The organism is Mesorhizobium sp. CO1-1-7, assembly GCF_020164885.1.
GTDB lineage: Bacteria > Pseudomonadota > Alphaproteobacteria > Rhizobiales > Rhizobiaceae > Mesorhizobium > Mesorhizobium australicum.
Map to the genome: position 1 here is coordinate 123,208 of NZ_JAIUHA010000007.1, position 14,760 is coordinate 137,967.

At 62.5% G+C, this 14,760-nt stretch carries 19 protein-coding genes; 14 read left to right on the forward strand and 5 right to left on the reverse strand.

Annotated elements, in window-relative coordinates; genetic code table 11:
• Position 1 precedes the first annotated feature (1 nt).
• Complete coding sequence (locus LB516_RS16730; RefSeq protein ID WP_224720127.1) at positions 2-1,642, reverse strand: N,N-dimethylformamidase beta subunit family domain-containing protein; 1,641 nt, start codon at positions 1,640-1,642, stop codon at positions 2-4.
• 155 nt (positions 1,643-1,797) lie between these two features.
• Here LB516_RS16730 and LB516_RS16735 point away from each other — a divergent pair, with 155 nt between their 5' ends.
• The 3 genes from LB516_RS16735 (at position 1,798) to LB516_RS16745 (ending at position 3,632) form a co-directional block, all read left to right on the forward strand.
• Complete coding sequence (locus LB516_RS16735) at positions 1,798-2,046, forward strand: ParB N-terminal domain-containing protein (protein ID WP_140617245.1); 249 nt, start codon at positions 1,798-1,800, stop codon at positions 2,044-2,046.
• A 118-nt stretch (positions 2,047-2,164) separates the two neighbouring features.
• Entirely contained in the window at positions 2,165-2,650 is a 486-nt protein-coding gene (locus tag LB516_RS16740; RefSeq protein ID WP_140717407.1) for an SRPBCC family protein, read from the forward strand.
• A 25-nt stretch (positions 2,651-2,675) separates the two neighbouring features.
• A complete protein-coding gene (locus tag LB516_RS16745; protein WP_140717406.1) occupies positions 2,676-3,632 on the forward strand; it encodes an alpha/beta fold hydrolase in 957 nt (318 codons plus the stop codon).
• 49 nt (positions 3,633-3,681) lie between these two features.
• On the opposite strand, the gene LB516_RS16750 is transcribed toward LB516_RS16745, so the two are convergent.
• Entirely contained in the window at positions 3,682-4,710 is a 1,029-nt protein-coding gene (locus tag LB516_RS16750) for an isopenicillin N synthase family dioxygenase (RefSeq protein ID WP_140717405.1), read from the reverse strand.
• Between the two features lie 114 nt (positions 4,711-4,824).
• Between LB516_RS16750 and LB516_RS16755 the strand changes: the two genes are divergently transcribed.
• From LB516_RS16755 to LB516_RS16775, 5 genes are all read left to right on the forward strand, one after another.
• Positions 4,825-5,220, forward strand: coding sequence for a GFA family protein (locus LB516_RS16755; protein WP_015318101.1), 396 nt, complete (start codon positions 4,825-4,827; stop codon positions 5,218-5,220).
• A 151-nt stretch (positions 5,221-5,371) separates the two neighbouring features.
• Positions 5,372-5,569, forward strand: coding sequence for a hypothetical protein (locus tag LB516_RS16760; RefSeq protein WP_140616965.1), 198 nt, complete (start codon positions 5,372-5,374; stop codon positions 5,567-5,569).
• Positions 5,570-5,763: 194 nt separating this feature from the next.
• Positions 5,764-6,636 carry an undecaprenyl-diphosphate phosphatase gene (locus LB516_RS16765; RefSeq protein ID WP_015318099.1) on the forward strand — a complete coding sequence of 291 codons (873 nt, stop codon included), beginning with the start codon at positions 5,764-5,766 and terminating at the stop codon, positions 6,634-6,636.
• 146 nt (positions 6,637-6,782) lie between these two features.
• Positions 6,783-7,409, forward strand: coding sequence for a transglutaminase-like cysteine peptidase (locus LB516_RS16770; RefSeq protein ID WP_015318098.1), 627 nt, complete (start codon positions 6,783-6,785; stop codon positions 7,407-7,409).
• A 111-nt stretch (positions 7,410-7,520) separates the two neighbouring features.
• Positions 7,521-8,312, forward strand: a complete 792-nt coding sequence (locus LB516_RS16775; protein WP_140616962.1) for a phosphodiester glycosidase family protein — start codon at positions 7,521-7,523, stop codon at positions 8,310-8,312.
• A gap of 28 nt (positions 8,313-8,340) precedes the next feature.
• Here the strand turns inward: LB516_RS16775 and LB516_RS16780 are convergent, their stop codons facing one another.
• Entirely contained in the window at positions 8,341-8,973 is a 633-nt protein-coding gene (locus LB516_RS16780; protein WP_318011820.1) for a DedA family protein, read from the reverse strand.
• Positions 8,974-9,305: 332 nt separating this feature from the next.
• Here LB516_RS16780 and LB516_RS16785 point away from each other — a divergent pair, with 332 nt between their 5' ends.
• Positions 9,306-10,379: a GH25 family lysozyme gene (locus LB516_RS16785; protein WP_140720606.1), complete on the forward strand. Its 1,074-nt coding sequence runs from the start codon at positions 9,306-9,308 to the stop codon at positions 10,377-10,379.
• A 36-nt stretch (positions 10,380-10,415) separates the two neighbouring features.
• Here LB516_RS16785 and LB516_RS16790 read toward each other — a convergent pair whose 3' ends face one another.
• Positions 10,416-10,604, reverse strand: coding sequence for a hypothetical protein (locus LB516_RS16790; RefSeq protein ID WP_140662059.1), 189 nt, complete (start codon positions 10,602-10,604; stop codon positions 10,416-10,418).
• A gap of 149 nt (positions 10,605-10,753) precedes the next feature.
• On the opposite strand from LB516_RS16790, the gene LB516_RS16795 reads away from it, so the two are divergent.
• The gene (locus LB516_RS16795) at positions 10,754-11,206 is read left to right on the forward strand and encodes a lysozyme inhibitor LprI family protein (protein ID WP_224720023.1); all 453 of its coding nucleotides are present in this window, start codon (positions 10,754-10,756) and stop codon (positions 11,204-11,206) included.
• 142 nt (positions 11,207-11,348) lie between these two features.
• Entirely contained in the window at positions 11,349-12,329 is a 981-nt protein-coding gene (locus LB516_RS16800; protein ID WP_224582947.1) for a DUF3592 domain-containing protein, read from the forward strand.
• A 3-nt stretch (positions 12,330-12,332) separates the two neighbouring features.
• Here the strand turns inward: LB516_RS16800 and LB516_RS16805 are convergent, their stop codons facing one another.
• Positions 12,333-12,701, reverse strand: a complete 369-nt coding sequence (locus tag LB516_RS16805; RefSeq protein ID WP_140717398.1) for a hypothetical protein — start codon at positions 12,699-12,701, stop codon at positions 12,333-12,335.
• Between the two features lie 184 nt (positions 12,702-12,885).
• Here LB516_RS16805 and LB516_RS16810 point away from each other — a divergent pair, with 184 nt between their 5' ends.
• The 3 genes from LB516_RS16810 (at position 12,886) to LB516_RS16820 (ending at position 14,637) form a co-directional block, all read left to right on the forward strand.
• Complete coding sequence (locus LB516_RS16810) at positions 12,886-13,407, forward strand: hypothetical protein (RefSeq protein ID WP_224594585.1); 522 nt, start codon at positions 12,886-12,888, stop codon at positions 13,405-13,407.
• Positions 13,408-13,411: 4 nt separating this feature from the next.
• A complete protein-coding gene (locus tag LB516_RS16815) occupies positions 13,412-14,020 on the forward strand; it encodes a hypothetical protein (RefSeq protein WP_224720024.1) in 609 nt (202 codons plus the stop codon).
• A gap of 170 nt (positions 14,021-14,190) precedes the next feature.
• Complete coding sequence (locus LB516_RS16820) at positions 14,191-14,637, forward strand: hypothetical protein (RefSeq protein WP_224531112.1); 447 nt, start codon at positions 14,191-14,193, stop codon at positions 14,635-14,637.
• The last annotated feature ends 123 nt before the right edge of the window (positions 14,638-14,760 follow it).

Consider the following 14,760-nt stretch of genomic DNA (forward strand, 5'->3'; position numbering starts at 1 on the left):
GTCAGGACTTTCCGAGATAGCGGTCGAGGACATTCTGGGTGACCCGTTCGACCATCGGGTCTTGTCTTAGCAGGCCAGCGACCCATTCGCAGCTTCCGGCATGGAACACCTCGCCCTTGCCGCGTGGAAAATTGACGATCATGCCATTGCCGCGTTTGACCTTTTCGAGATTGGCGTCGCTTGCCTCGCCAAACAAGGTTTCGGCGGTGAAGCGGCCATCCTCGTCGGTGAGGAACTGGTCCTCGATCGGAATGTCGGCGCTTTCCTCGACCTGGCTGGCCATGCCGACGGCCAGCACTTGCAGGCCGTCAGGCGCGCCGCTGTCTGGCGTGGGGTAGGGCAGCCCGCCGCGGATCTCGAAATCGAGCCCGTCGACCTCATAGCCATAGACATGGCTGTCGGCGCCCAGCAGGTCACCATAGTAGACGCCGGTGCCGGCAAAGGCCCAGTGCTCCGGCCGATAGACCGGAAAGCCGCGTACGCCACGTGGCGCGCAGCCACCCCAGCCGGCATAGACGCCCCGTGTCGCATTGAGCCCGAAGGTCGCCGAACCCGGCCGGCCGATTTCCGGTGCTTCCCAGGAATTGGTGGCGCGGGTCACGTCGCCGCCGCGATAGGCCGGGTCCTCGGTGCGGGCGCGATATTTGTAGCAGACCTGCCGGCGGCCCTCATCTTCCAGCCGCGTCTGCCACATGAAATTGCCGGCAAAACGCGCCGCATGGCCGCCGCGTTCGACATAGAAGTCGACCGCGTCGCGCATCTCCCAAGTCCAGTATTCGTCATGGCCGACGAAGACCGCGCAGTCATAACCGTCGAGAATCTCGGGCGAGAAGTGGAGGTCATGCTGACTGGCGAGGTCGACGCCGTAGCCTGATCGTTCGGCGAAGCGAAAAAAATGACTGTCGTAGCTGGCCCAGCCCGACGAGGCGTATTTCTTCGAATGGCCGGTGGCGAGCGCCCATTCCATGTGCGGATAACGCGGCACGGTCTTCGGCGGCACCGCCACCTCCAACGGCACGCGCGGTGCATCCCCGGGCAACACGACGAAGCCGCGGCACCAGGGGCGCTGCGTCGACACGATGGGCGAGTACTGGTCGCGGTCGGGCCCGGTGATGCCCTGATAATGGTTGGAGCCGCCCCAGGTGTTGTAGGCAAGCCAGGTGCCCGTCGCCGCCACCTGCAGCACACGGCCAGGTTTCTTGCCGGGCTGGGGAGAGACGACGAAAATGTGGTGACTTTGGATCGGCTTGCCGTGGCGTCCGTCGGCGGTCAGCGTTATCAGGTAGCCGCCGGAGGGCCAGTCGCTCTCCACGCGAAATTCGAAGGAGCCTTCCCAGCCGCAGCCTTCGACAGAGCACTGCTCCGGGCTGTCCTGCCAACGCGCCGCAATGCCTGATTTCTCGAATACTCTCGTTTCGGTGCCGCCGTCTCGAACGATCGTCATGCCGAAGGACGGAGCGGTCGAGCTGACATGCAGCGTCACTGTCTCACCGGCGCGATACGAAAACCGGTCGCTGTAGCACCAGATTTCGCCGCGCTCGCCATCCATACCCGGCCACTCGTAATAGTGACCGCGCACCGCGTGGCGGCGCTGCTCGGCTGTTAGCCCGAAATCGGGGAATTCGGTCGGCGGATTGATCATGAAGTCCTGGCCCATCTGAGGCCCATTTCGGCGATCCGCCCGCTAGGCGTCAAATGGAAACGATCATGCCAGCATTCGTTAGCCGCACCCTTGGCCGCCTTCGCCAAACCGACTATCTCAGGAAGACGGCGGCAGTTCCGCCATGGGGACAGGGCATGCTCAGGGTTCAACAGGTCAAGGTCGACGACATCTACGTGCCCACGGCGCGGAAGAAGACGCTGCACCCCGAGACCGTCCGGCATCTGGCCGAGGACATACTCGAGAACGGCATGAAGACGCCGATCCAGGTCCGCCACGATGGCAAGCGGCACATACTTGTCGAAGGCCTGCACCGGCTCGAAGCCGCCAAATGGCTGGGCGAGACCGTAATCGACGCCTACCTGGTGCAAGCCAAGCGCCACTGACACGCGCTCCGCTCGCGGTTTTCAGCCTGCGTTTCCAGAATTTTTCGCGGGCGATGTCGGTTTGCTTTACGTCGGCTCGTCCTTGGGACGGAAGCCAGATCAAACCGAGGAGACCACCGTGGCCACCAAGCTCGACATCGCCCCCGCCGACGACCGCGAACTGGTTCTCGCCCGCATCATCGATGCACCGCGCGGGGAGGTCTATCGCTGCTGGACCGAACCGAAATTGATCACGCAATGGTTCGCGCCAAAGCCGTGGACGACGCCACGTGCCGAGATGGATGTGCGCACCGGTGGCAACAGCCTGGTCGTCATGGCAGGGCCCGACGGCAATGAGTTCCCCAACCCCGGCGTCTTCCTCGAGGTCGTTCCCGGCGAGAAGATCGTCTTGACCGATGCTTATACCCAGTCATGGGTGCCATCGGAAAAACCGTTCATGACAGTCGTACTGACCTTCGAGGACGAGGGCGAGGGCAAGACCCGCTACATCGCGCGCGTCCGGCACTGGAGCGTCGCCGACCGCGAGCAGCACGAGGCCATGGGCTTTCACGCCGGTTGGGGCCAGTGCACCGATCAGCTCGAAGATCTCGCCAGGACGCTCTGACAGAGCCACACCGGAGGAGTTCGATATGTCCAAAGTTCTGTTTTTTGCCATTTTTGCCTCGGCCGCTGCGTTTCTCGCTTGCCCGGGCACCATCAATGCAGAGGAGACAAAGCCTGCCATGACGACCGAAACGAAAACACTGCCGAAGCCACAAAAGTCCGGCCTGCTGCCGATCAATGGCGTGAATTACTATTACGCCGTCTATGGCAAGGGTGAGCCGCTGCTTCTGCTGCATGGCGGCCTCGGCTCCACCGACATGTTCGCGCCGATCCTGCCCAAGCTTGCCGAAAACCGCACCGTCATCGGCGTCGACCTGCAGGGGCATGGCCGCACCGCCCTTGGCGACCGGCCATTCAGCCTGCAGGCGATCGGCGACGACATGGCTGGTATCGTCAAGACACTCGGCTACGACAAGGTCGACGTCATGGGCTATTCGCTGGGCGGCGGGGTTGCCTTCCGCATGGCGGTCCAGCATCCCGAGGCCGTGCGCCGGCTGGTCCTTGTTTCGACCGGTTATGCCGCCGACGGCTTCTACGACGAGATGCGTCCGCAGCAGGCACAGGTGAGTGCCGCCGCCGCGACGTACATGAAAGACACGCCGATGTACCAATCCTACGTCGCCGTCGCCCCGCATCCGGAGGACTTCCCGAAACTGCTCGACGCGCTCGGCAATTTCATGCGCCAGAACTACGACTTCTCGGCCGACGTTCCCAAGCTGAAGATGCCCGTGATGCTCGCCTATGGCGACAGCGACATGTACAAGCCCGAGCACGAGATCAAGTTCTACCAGATGCTCGGCGGCGGCCTGAGGGATGCCGGCTGGATGCGCGAGAACCTGTCGCAGAACCGGCTGGCCATCCTGCCCAACCGCACCCACTACGATGTCTTCTTCGCTCCGGAACTGACGGCCGCCGCGCTGCCGTTCCTCGACGGCGAGACCAGGGTGAAGAGCTGGGACGAGGTGGTCGGCGAAGCCGAATGACCCCTGCCTTCTCCGCCGGCCGTCTCCAGCGAGACAGCCGGCGTGCTGTTCAGGAAGCCTTGGCCCGGCGCGGCTGCCTCAGATGCTTGATGCCGCTCATTTCGACGAAGTTCGTCGCCGACTCCCAGAGATAGTCGCCGTAAAGAAACGGCGCGAAGGGTTCGGCGCCGTCCAACGGTAAAGGCGAGATTTCCGCGTCGACGCGTGGCTCGTAGAAGAACGGGATCGAGAACCGCACCGTTTTTGGCGCAATGACCCGGTGCCGTGTCGCCCGCACGCGGCCGCCGGTCCAGCGTTCAAGCAATTGGCCGAAATTGACCGCCAGCGTGCCATCGGCTGGAGGCACGTCGATCCATTCGCCGGCGAGGTTCTTCGCCTGCAAGCCCTCGACGCCGTCCTGCGCCAGCAAGGTGACGAAGCCTGAATCGGCATGTTCGCGGCCTATGATGGTGCGCGTCTCGCCTTTGTGGGTCACCGAAAACTCGGGCCCACTGGTATCGACGCCCGCACTGGCGTCGCGCAGCGGATAGCGGATCAGGCGCAGCGTCGAGATGCCACCGTCGAAATAGGCATCGAAGGTCATCTCGGGCAGGCCAAGCCCGCGGGCGATCGACCGCATCAGCATGGTGCCGACCATTCCCATCACGCGATAGTAGTCGGCTGCGGCAGCGCGCCAGCCGGGCAGGGCATTCTCGTCCGGCAACGGTGTCGGCTCGCACAAAGGATCGTCGGAAGCCGTGCCTCGCGCCGCATCGGCAAGGTCTGGCCCCATGTCGATGCCTTCCTTGTAGGAAACGGCTTGCGGCTGCAGCGGAAACCAGCCGCGGTAGAAATTTTTCTTGGTGTGATCGAAATTCCAGCGCAGCAATTCCTGTTTCTCGGCGTCAGGAAGCGCGAAGATGCGCAGCAATTGCGCGCGCTTGTCGGGCGTCAGCCAGTCATCGCCGGGAAAATCCCGGACCGCCAGGAAGCCGATGCCGGCCGCCGCGGCCATGATCCCGGCGTCGGCACGGTCGCGCGCGGGCGAGGGCGACCCGAACAGGGCCGCGATGCCGATCGTTTCGATGTCGGGTGTCATGACAATCCTGCTGCATCACGATAATCGATGACCTTGTATCAAAGCTTTTCAATTGACCCAATCGACCTCGCCGTTACTTTTGCCGCCTGTTCACTCCACCAATGGATCCAGGCGATGGCAAAATACGAGGGCGGATGCCTGTGCAGGGCCGTGCGCTATCGCACCGATGCCGCCTCCATCAACGAGCGCATCTGCCATTGCCGGCTTTGCCAGAAGGCGATCGGCGCGGCGTTCAATGCGCGTGTTCTTTTCCGCATCGACGATGTGACGGTCGAGGGCCCGTTGGCCACGGTCAACACCTCGCCGGACCTCAAGCGCGGGTTTTGTCCGGCCTGCGGCACGACCCTGTTTTCGCGGCGCGATTCCGCCGGCATCATCGGCGTGACGACCGGTTCGCTTGACGACCCGTCGCTGTTCAGGCCCCAGATGCACATCTGGACCGTCTCGAAACAGCCCTGGGTGATGCTGGATGACGGCCTGCCGCAATTTGAAGGCGCTCCGCCGGCCTAGCTTCCTTCTTCCCCGTGAAGGGAAAGGACGTGCCCCAGGATGACCAAAAATTAATCCAAAGAGACACGTGATAGCCGGCAAAGCGTCATTGGCGGGCCATCTTTGTCTCCCTATCTAAGCGTCGCGGGCCCGGCATTCGAGGAGACGACGGATGAACGACAGCATCAGCACCCTGGACGAGCTTTTGAGCGATCCTATGGTCCTGCTCGTGATGGAACGTGACCGTGTGCGCCCGGAACAGGTGCGCATGCTGCTCGAGCGGGCTCGCCGGCCCTCCACGGAGGAGCCTGTCGTGCCGCCCGCCCATGTTATTGCCAGGACCTGCCAGAAACTTTGGCTCTGCCCATAATCGTCTTGCCAACCTCCAGCCATGGGGGCATCGCCGGCCCTTCGGGCCGGTTTGAACCGTGCGCGTCCGACGCGGCGGTGCCAGCTTACAAATCCGTAAATTGATTATCCGCCGCATGACGGTATGCCTTGCCGGGCACCGATCTCCTCCGATGGTGCCTTTGCAACTCCGATCTCTCCCGGATGGAACCCGACATGGCTGATATCTGCACGCAAGGCGTCGACACGGGCTTTGTCGGCCTTGGATTTGCCAAGGTCGCATTCCTCGGCCTGGTGCAAGGCATAACCGAACTGCTGCCGATTTCCTCGACCGCCCATATGCGCATCGTGCCGGCGGTGCTTGGCTGGCAGGATCCGGGTTCCGCCTTCTCCGCCGCCATGCAGCTTGCCGCCCTTGCCGCCGTGGTCAGCTATTTCTGGGGCGATGTCAGGGATCTCCTGTTCGGTTCGATCGACGCTCTCACACGGCGCGATTTCGCCGATCGGCATTTCCAACTGGCTTCCTGGATCGTGCTGGCGACAATCCCGATTGTGATCGCCGGCGTGGTACTTTCGGGTGTTCTCAACACCTGCAATTCGCCGTTGCGCAGCTTGAGCGTGATTGGCTGGGCCTGCATAGGCATGGCTATCCTGCTGGCCCTGGCCGAGATTTTCGCCCGCCACAAGCGCACCATCGGCGAAGCGTCGCTCGCCGACGCGCTTCTTGTCGGTGTCGCCCAGGTCGGCGCGCTGATCCCGGGCGTCTCTCGCTCCGGTTCGACGCTGACGGCGGCACTGGGGCTCGGCTTCAAGCGGGCCGAGGCGGCACGCTTCTCGTTCCTGCTCGGGCTGCCGGCCATCGCGCTCGCCGGCCTCAAGGAATTGTGGGAACTGCACAAGGTGCATCTCGATGCCCATGGATGGTCGGTTCTTGGCCTGGGGCTGCTCGTCGCCTCGATTTCGGCCTTCTTCGCCATTTGGGGCCTGATGCGTGTGCTGGAACGCTTCTCCGCCTGGCCCTTTGTCATCTACCGTGGCCTGCTTGGCGTCGTCCTGTTGCTGGGTGTGGCGATGGGATGGCTCGTCTAGCTCCCTAGCCCGAACCTCGGTGTTGCGCTGCTGCAACCCTCGAAGGGGCATGCGGCGTCCCTCCAAGATGTGATCGGCCGGTTTGGTTGACTTCGGGATACAACCGCCCTTAACGTTCTGTTAACAAAACAGATGGGCGGGGCCGGATGGCATCCTCGATGGGTTGGCGCCGGAAGGCGAAGGGGCTGGGGCTTGCGATTGCCCTGATTGCTTTCTGTTCGGCGGCGAATTCCGCCTACACGGCTCCCGTTTCCATGGCTATCGGCGGCTCGACGTCCCAGCCGATCGGCCACTATGATTTTTGCAAGATTCATGCCGCCGAGTGCTCGATCCGTTCATCCGACAGCGAGCCGGAACAGATGACTGGCAAGCTGTTGCGGGAGATCAGCGCCGTAAACCTCTCGGTCAACGCGCGCGTCAAGCCGATGAGCGACATGGACAATTACGGCAAGGAGGAATGGTGGGCCTATCCGGACAATGGCTTCGGCGATTGCGAGGATTACGCGCTGGAAAAGCGGCGTGAGCTCAACAGCCTGGGCATCGCCATAGCCAATCTCCTGATGACGGTGGTTCGCAAGCCGGACGGCGAAGGCCATGCCGTGCTGACGGTGCGCACCGACAAGGGCGACTTCATCCTCGACAATCTCGTCGACAAGGTTCGCCTCTGGAACCAGACCCCGTATCGCTATCTCAAAAGACAGGCGAGCGACAATACCGGGCGCTGGGTCTCCATTCTTGCCGGCGAGGAGAAGCTGGTCAGCGCGGTCAAATAATCGCTGCCCGAAGTCCGGGTTATAATCCATACTTCTTTCAGCAAATCCTTCATCGTGCCGGCAAGCGGTGCTATCCACGACAGTTCGTTGGAATGGCAATCCGGAACGCGCATGGATTTTTTGACCGTCCTGTATTCGGCGCCCTTGCTGCTGAGCTTGTTCAAGGCCGCGTTGCCGTACGCGGTCGCCACGACAGCGGCATTCGGCCAGTGGTTCGCTTCGGTGCCGCCGTGCCGCGACGTCTCCTTCGAGGCTACGAGCTTCCTCGTCTGCGAGGTCGATCCGAAGCTCTATTCGATCGAACTGTTCTGGAAAGACCCGGCAGGCAAGCCTTTTCAGTCGCTGCACAATCTCGACAACGCCCAGCGCATGGCGGGCCGGACCATGCTGTTTGCCATCAATGCCGGCATGTACCACCCCGATCTCAGGCCGGTCGGCCTTTACGTCGAACGCGGCCAGGAAATGGCCGGTGTGAAAACGGGATCGGGAAGCGGCAATTTTTCGCTGCAGCCGAATGGCATTTTCTATATCAGCCGCGGCAAGGCCGTGGTGCGGGCGACCAAGGACTTCGTCAGGCAGCGGCCAGCCACCGACTATGCGACACAATCAGGGCCAATGCTGGTGATCGACGGCCAGCTTCACCCGAAATTCCAGGCCGACGGCACCTCGCGCAAGAGCCGCGACGGCGTCGGAGTGCGAAAGGACGGTGTTGCCGTCTTTGCCATCTCGAACGGCACGGTGACGTTCCATGCCTTCGCTCGCCTGTTTCGCGACGCGCTCGGCTGCGACAACGCGCTCTTTCTCGACGGCACGATATCGAGCCTGCTCGCTCCGGCCATCGGCCGCAACGACGACTACTGGAATCTGGGGCCGATGATCGGCGTCTTCAGGAAGCGCGGCTGATGCACGGCGCCCTCAATCGCGAGACGCGCTAAATCCGTGCATCATGCCTGCCGCGCAGTCTGACGACCAGCACGGCGACGATGATCGCTACCACCATGGCCGCGATCACCGCCAGGCCGAACAGGCTGGTCGAGTCGAGTTCGGGCAGATTGTCGGCTCCTTTCGCCACCAGCCATCCAGGCGACAGCACGACCGGCGCCCAGATGATCGCCGACAGGATGTTGGCGACCTGGAAGCGCCGCCTGTTCATGCCCATCATGCCGGCGACCAGCGGCACGGTGGCACGCACCGGACCGAAGAAGCGGCCGACGAAAACGGCGGCGACACCGTAGCGATGGAAGAACAGGCGCGCCCTGGCGATCTCGCGGCGATAGCGGTTGAGCGGCCATTTGTGGACGACGCCACGCCCCAGCCATTTGCCGAGAAAATAGGAAATGGTGTCGCCAAGCGCCGCGCCGAGCATCGCGGCGAGGAGAACGGGCAGGGGCTGGACGATACCGGCGCCCACCAGCCCGCCGACGATGATCAGCACCGTGGTGCCAGGCAACAGGATGCCGACCAGCACCAGCGACTCGCCGAAGGCCAGCAATCCGACCACGAGACCCGCCCAGGCCTGATGGTTCTCGATGAAACATACGCTCTGGTCGATGAACGACTGCACGCAAGCTCCGTGTTGAAAGTGTTCCTCAGCTGCCCTGTCGAGCAAGATCCTGAGTTCGTCGAGCTTGCCGTCGACGAGCCAGCCGTAATAATTCTCGACCGGCAGCTTGCGGCCCTTGGCGCGGGCAGGGCCGCCGCGCCGCACCCCGTTCTCAACAGCCACATCATGGCCCTGTCAAGGCTTGGCCGGGCCGCTGCCGACGACTGTCAGAACGCGGCCACAGCTATGGTAAAAAACTTGATTCAAACTTTATTGGTAATTTCTCGTTCATAACTCGTCTGGTTGTCCGTCGGCCGTCGCCTTCGGTCTGTTGTGTTCGAGTACAGGTCCAGATGCGGTTACCAGGCGTCGTGAGTTTCGTGATCGCATCGCTCTGCCTTGCCGGCTGTTCGTCGACATCGGGCATGGATGCGCTCGACATGCAGAAGCCGTCCAATGAAGTCACCAGTTCGGTGGTGCGTCCAAGCGCGCCGATCGCGTCCGTTCCGGTGGCCAGGGCAAACGCGGCGCGCAAGCGGATTGAGGCTGCGGCAGAGGATACCACCGCTCGGCCTTATGGCCTTGCCGAGGAAGAGACGGTGGCGTTTCCCGCACCCGAACTGCCCGACAGCGTCGAGCCGCCGATCGAGGAGGCAGCCCTGGTGTCGCCGCCGAAGCTGTTGTCGCGGGCGGCACCGTCCATGCTGGCCGGCCCGGTCACGCGTTATGGCTTCCGCGATGCCAAGCCGATCAATTTCGGCCGCTCGTCGCCCCGTCACCTTGCCGTGCACGGGGTGGACGTGTCGCGCTGGCAAGGCAACGTCAACTGGGAGAAGCTGCGCGCCCAGGGCGCCAACTTCGCCTACATCAAGGCGACCGACGGCGGCGACCACCTCGACCCCCTGTTTATGAAGAACTGGCGTGATGCCGACGCGGCGGGCCTGAAGCGCGGTGCCTATCATTTCTTCTACTGGTGCCGCACCGCCGGCGAGCAGGCCGACTGGTTCATCCGCAACGTGCCGAAGGTCGACGGCGCGCTGCCGCCGGTGATCGACGTCGAGTGGAACGGCGACTCCAGCTGCCAGCGGCGCCCGTCGCGCGAAAAGGTCCTGGAGAAGATGCAGGTGTTCATGGACAAGCTGGAGCGCCATTACGGCCAGCGGCCGATCATCTACACGGCGCCCGATTTCTATCGCGACAACCTTCAGGGCGCATTCCCGGATTACCCGTTCTGGCTGCGCGCCGTGGCCCGGCATCCGTCAAAGGTCTATCCCGATCGCAAATGGCTGTTCTGGCAGTATTCCGGCTCCGGCCTGTCGCATGGCGTAACCGGCCGCATCGATCTCAACGTCTTCCATGGCGATGAGCGGCAATGGCGCGCCTGGGCCGGCGGCGGAGGTCGGGCCATGATGGCCGACGCGGATTAGAACCGATGCTTTCGCGTCGGCGCTCGTCCTGTCCACCTATTGGAACTGGTTGCTCCCGCCGTTCTTTTCCTCGCTCAACCGCAGCCGCGCCCTCAAGCCCATGATCTCGGCGATCGCGGCATCGATCATGGCGAGAAGGGTCAACGTGTCGTGCTGGGTCGGATCGGCCCTGACATAGGCGAGCTGGTTCAGTATATCGGTGTCATCTTCGGTTTGTTCGCTCATGCGCATCGTCCCGGCTGTTGTCTCCTGGATCTCCGTCCGATCGGATCGACCATCCCTTTTATCACGTCATCGTGCGGATGGCCCGCCGCGTTGGCCACCAGTTCCTGGCGCGGTTCCCACCGTGCTTCGGATACGTCCTCGGAGGCAAGATGGAGAACATCGGTGTGAGGCTTCGGCTCGGTGGGGCACTGGTCTGCCTGATGACTTTGCTGTTGCCCGCGAGCCCGATGGCCGCGGGTCTGAAAGACGCCGCCGCCGATACGCTCGACCGGTGCCTAGATGATCCAGCCAATGGCTCTACAGCAGGCCAAACCGACTGCGAGGCCACGGCATCAAGCGACTATGATCGCCGCATGAATGCCGCTTATGCAACACTCCTGCGCAAATTACCGCGCCACGCAGCGCAAAATCTTCGTCTGTCACAACGCGCCTGGCTGGCCTTCCGCGACAGCGAGGCGAAGACACGGGGCGCTCTCTATGAAACAAGGCAAGGCACGATGTACGTGCCCATGCAGGCTGCCGACGCCACCAACATCATCCGGGATCGCGCCCTTCAGCTGGAGGGCTATGTTCGTGTCATGGCAATAGAGGATGCCGAATAGCGGCTGGTCGCCGCTCCCATGGCCACGCGACAGCATTGAACCTTGCCGGCGGTCATTTCCTGATCTTGCGAATAGACAAGACATTGCCCTCGCCATGCTGTCTATATGCGTGCTGCTGTACTCTAGTCGTCGGGGGGACGAGTTGGAGCTCAAGTTTCTGTTGGTCGGCTTTGCCTGCGCGGTCGCTGGCATGCTGTCGATCGTCACCTTCCTGAAATGGCTTGAGGTCAAGGCGGCCAGCCGCTGGTTGCCGACGCCTGGAAAGATCGTCTCGTCGCGCGTCGAGGCGCGCGAGGTGACAAGCTCGGGTACCGGCTCGGAGAGCAGCACCTCGACCGAAATCCGCAACTTTCCGGCCATCACCTATGAGTACAAGGTGGGCGGCAAGACATTTCAAAGTTCGCACTACAGCGTGCAGGAGAACCTCGGAAATTTCGAAGTCGCGGAAACCCTTGCGCGGTTTCCGCGTGGCGCGGCGGTAACCGTGTTCTATGACCCGTCCAGCCCGGGCAAGGCCGTGATCGAGCGCACCATGCCGGACGGCGCCTTCAAGTTCATGGTCCAGCTTTCGGCGGGGCTCGTGGTTGGTGCGCTGGTGTTGGTGTTTTCGGTCGGTGGCGTGCTGGAGGCTATCGGGCCGCATCTGCCCAAGCCGCGGAACCTCGGTGCGGCGGCATTCCTGCTGTTCATGGGGCTTTTTGTGCTGCGCATGGGCTTTGCCCAAAGATCGATGGCCGGACAAGCGGCAACATGGCCGACCGCTGCCGGCCGTATCGATGCGTCCGGCCTGCAGGCAATCAAGACCCGCGACCGGTTTGAGGGCGGTGGGTACCGGCCTTGGCGCACGGTGTTCAAATCCCGCATCGTCTACAGCTATGGTGTCGCCGGACAGCGCTACAGCGCCGATCGCGTCGCTTTCGGCGCCAGCGTGACGGCCTCGCTGCCCGGCCTCGTCGGCGGTCAGGCGCGGCGCTATGTCGAGGGCAGCAAGGTCGACGTTCGCTATGACCCCGCCAACCCCGCCTCGGCGGTGCTCGAATGCCGGGTGCGTGGGCTATGGCTGCTGTGGGTCTGCTCGGCAGGCTTTCTCGGCGGCGCGGCCTTGCTAGTCGGGTTGGTCTGAGTGTCACCGCCTTGAGCAGCGCACGAGAGGTCCGCTGTCGAATCCGCGCCAGCTCAACCGCACCGTCGCGCCGTCGATTTTGATATGGATGGTGCGAGAAAATGGCTCGTCGAGCGATGGGTCCGCGCCGTAGCACTGGCTGGCACGAACCACCCAGCCGATGGCGGTTTTGCGAAAGATCGCGTGCTCGCAGCCGAGGTTGGGAAACGACAGGGCCGACTGATCCACAGTGAAGACAGTCTGGCGCTGGACGTCGGCGGTCGCATGGCAGTTCAACCTATCGCTGGACCACGTCCCGACATAGGGCGCTGCCGCTACGGCCGGCACAATCGCAGTTGCGGAGATCGCTATGATCAGTGCCAAACGCTGCATCTTTTGTCTCCTGGGCCGCTGCGTTCGATCATACAGATTGCGGGTTTGTGTGGCGCAAGTTTTCGATCGAGGCACGATAAACGCAGCGGCTCCGGATTTCGCTTATGGTTTTGTACGGATGATGCGACTGTGCGGCCCGGCACGCAGCCGGCCTTGCTTCACAAACACATTGCCCGAGATATCGATGATCATTCGCAAACTGGCCTTCGTTGTCCTGGGTTCGCTCGGGCTCATGCAAGCGGCGAGCGCCAAGGAATGCCTCCTGAGCCACGCCACCTATCAGGAGCCACGCTCGGGCGCGGTCATGCAATTTCGGCCGCTGGGCAACGAACCGGCGGCACTGACGACGCAGGTGTTCTCGCTGGCCGTGCCTCATACCGGCATAAGCCTGCCGGCCGATATCACCTGGACCAATGGCAAGAATTCGTTTCCGCTCGGTACCATCCGCCACCCCTGCACCGACGACGACCGCGAAGCGGGTCTGCAAGACGATAGCGGGCTTTGCCGGATATGGGACGGGCAGGTCTATGCCCTGACCGGAGGCGGCGCCGAGCAACTGAATTCGCACGAAGCGACACCGGCGCCGAAAGGGTTGCTGTTGCCGGATTTCGGCGCGGCTTTCACCGAATGGGCCGATTTCGCCAATGCCAATCCGGATGGCTGGGCATGGGATGCCTTCACTTTGACGGGATGCAGCGATGAATAGCGCCATGAGATCGATCGTCTGGACCTGCGCCCTGTTCGCGTTCGTGACGGTATCTGCCGGGGCGCGCGCGGAGGAGCCGGCACCATCGCGGCCGCCGATCGACAAATGCGTCTGGGAAAAACTGACAGACAGGACGATCGGTCTGGTCGCATGGGCGCAGCGCTGCGATTTCGGCTTTCGCCAGATCCATTTCGAGTTTGTCGGCAATGCGCTCGCCATCAAATACAGCGATGGCGGTGCGCCAGATCCGCTTGTCGAGGTGCTCGACATCCAGCCTGGCGAAACCGCGGAGGCTGCCATGCGGCGCCTGTTCCTGGAAAAGACCGACAAGGCCGTCAACGCCCGCTGCGAGCTCGCGCCTTACACGGAGGGCACCGTGCCCGCCGGCGTCAAACGCTACGCATTCAGCCCCGACGCCGCTTATGCGAAAGAGCTGAAGGCGCGGGCCGACCCTGACGAGGTCCCCGACCCGCTCTGCGGCGACTGGGGCGAAATGCCTAACGGTATCCAGTATTTCGAGGTACCGGCGGGTGAGGGGCGGAAGGTGCTATTCGTCCGCGTGGGCCAGGATGAGCCGTTGTTTGATGAGCAGACGCTGCGGGTGTTGCCGTAGGGTGAGGAGCCGCGGTCAAGCCAGATCCTAGCCACACAGATCGTGGCTGCAACTGGCAGGCTATATTCGCGGAAGATTAGTGATGATCTGCCTCTAGGCAGTGAGTTCATAAACGCCGAACGGCCCAAGATGAAATTGAAAGCAGACGATGAGCTTGCTATTCTCCAAACATGAAGCATGACCGCCTTTGCGCAATCGCTCACAACTTCGCTGACTCAATGGCAAGTGGGCTGGGTTTTGTTGTCGGCTTCTGCCAAACCGAGGTGTTCGAAGAGGCTGCGATCAGCCCAGGTGGAGTAATCGAGATCGACTTCCTGCGTGGACGTGTTGTTAGAGGTCGCGCTTCGCAACGGTTGGAAAGCGCCGCGATCACATTCGGGCAAGCCTTCCCCGACTTCTGCAAGAAAAACGGCGCCGAAGCGACTGATTTTCAGAGCTTCCTAGCCGCGTTTGATGCCAGAGGAGAATGGCGCCGTGCGATGCTGACCGTTGTAGACAGCAAGGGCCGCCGTTCACTTACAGAGTATGGCGGCGTCCCGTTGAAGCGGTTGAGAGTTCTGGACACTCTGGGCCGTATACGCCGAAAAACAAGGCAGATCGAAAAGGCGGGCCAATAGCAAACGTCGCAAACGGGATCGATTTCCCGATTGGGGCTTTCAAGTTGTCCCGTATGCCGCTTTCAACGACGCCGAAATCCAGAGTTGTCGGCGTCGTTGCATTTACGACCTTTGGGCTCGAAC